Origin of the sequence: Komagataeibacter europaeus LMG 18890, assembly GCF_000285295.1 — a bacterium.
GTDB classification, from domain to species: domain Bacteria; phylum Pseudomonadota; class Alphaproteobacteria; order Acetobacterales; family Acetobacteraceae; genus Komagataeibacter; species Komagataeibacter europaeus.
In genome coordinates, this window is record NZ_CADP01000262.1 from 1 (window position 1) to 1768 (window position 1768).

Annotated in this window: 2 protein-coding genes and 1 pseudogene; 1 reads left to right on the forward strand and 2 read right to left on the reverse strand. The window is 57.2% G+C overall.

All coding sequences use genetic code 11. The features are described from left to right. Positions 1–274, reverse strand: a 274-nt coding sequence (locus GEU01_RS25395; RefSeq protein WP_232272548.1) for a transposase, incomplete at its 3' end; no start/stop codon positions are given. 69 nt (positions 275–343) lie between these two features. After that, positions 344–1131, reverse strand: a pseudogene (locus GEU01_RS25400) (IS5 family transposase). Positions 1132–1450: 319 nt separating this feature from the next. Between GEU01_RS25400 and GEU01_RS21470 the strand changes: the two are divergent. After that, the coding region (locus GEU01_RS21470) for a helix-turn-helix domain-containing protein (protein ID WP_042711024.1) at positions 1451–1768 on the forward strand (318 nt) is incomplete at its 3' end.

Genomic DNA, 1768 nt, shown 5'->3' on the forward strand with positions numbered 1-1768 from the left:
GGTGAGCCCTGATGTTCGTGCCATCCAGAAAAGTCATGCCCAGCGCCACTCCGTGGTGGTCCTGAACCAGTTCGAGCAGGCGTTCCCACACCCCCAGTTTCGCCCAGCGGATGAAAAGCTGCGCCGCCCGCCACCACGGACCCAGCTCAGCGGGGATACTTCGCCATTTCGCACCATTCTCATGACGCCAGAAGATCGCTGCTATCGTACGCCGCAGATCATGGGGCGGTGTCTTGCCCCTTGGCCGAACCGCCTCAATCAGCGGTTCCCAGATCGCCCATGTCTCATCAGTGAAAGTGCCTGTTCCGTCTCCTTCTTCAATCCATACAATATAGGAAGTATTTTAAGATCTAACAGGCCCTAGGCTCGGGACACATAGCCAGAACATGACGGTTGCGGTGAGACAGATGGCTGAGAAGAAGACGGTCGGGCATCTGTTGTAGCGGGTTGCAACCCGCCGCCAGCCCTTGAGCCTTCCGAATATGATCTCGATGCGATTGCGGCGTTTATATTTTCTCTTGTCGTATCTGACCGGTTTTCCGCGAGATTTCTGTCCTGAAATGCAGGGCTTTTATACCTTTTGCTTCCAGGGCGTCCCTGAACCAGTCGGCGTCATCCCCGCGATCTCCCGGCATCCATTGTGCTTCAGGAAGACTATCCAGCAGGGCAGCGGCATCGGTATAATCGCTTATCTGTCCCGCAGTCATGAAAAAGCTCAGCGGTCGCCCACTCTGGTCGGTGATCGCATGCAGCTTCGTGTTTATGCCCCTCTGGTGCGGCCGATCAAGCGACCTGGATCCCCTTTTTTAGCCGCACGCTCGAAGCCGTGCGGTGTGCCTGGAGATACGTCGCATCAGTCATGATGGTCTGGGGCTCTGCCTTTCCGGCAGCCAGACCGTCCATCATCCGGGCGCAGATCCCCATGGCGCCCCAGCGCTTCCAACGGTTTTAGAGCGTCTTATGTGGACCGTATTCCCGGGGCGCATCGCGCCAGCGCAAGCCGTTCCGATTGACAAAAATGATGCCGCTCAGCATTCGGCGGTCATCAACGCAGGCTCTACCATGGCTCTTAAAGAAAAAGGGCCGCAGACGCTCCATTTGTTCGTCCGGCAGCCAAAACAGGTCGCTCATCTCCAGTCTCCTCACAGAGCCTGAATCAGATTCCCGCACTTAAATCAATGGGTTGTTATCATAGGGGATGAAGCCAGTCTGGAAAGCACTCGGGGGCTCAACTCGCGTTCATCACCATTTTCCCATTCGACCGCGAAAGTGTGTTGTCGCCATGACACGGACGCTGCGGCTTCATGGGCTACGTGGGCGAAATGCACCGTGACATTTGCCTGCCGCGCTAACTGATACCAACCATTGTTTGGCCTGACTCACGTGGTACCCATCGGTTTAAAAATGTGATTCATAGGATGCAGACCATTCTCTGAAGGAGGCATTCTGGATGGGCAGCCCTCTATCCCTGCGTGACGATCATGATAGTTCGGAGTTGCGACGCCTTGCGCGCAGAAGCCGGCATGCGGGTCAGTCGCGTCGCCTGTTGGCGCTTGCGGCGATTTATGATGGCGCCTCGCGCGGCGAGGCGGCCCTGCTTGCGGGGACAGACCGTCAGAGTATCCGTGACTGGGTGCTGCGTTTCAATGCGGATGGCCCGGATGGCCTTGTGGATCGTCATGGCGGGGGACAGAAAGCCCGCCTGACACAGGAGATGCTGTCTGCCCTGAAAACCCGGCTCGAAGAAAGACCCATCCCTGCGGTGCAT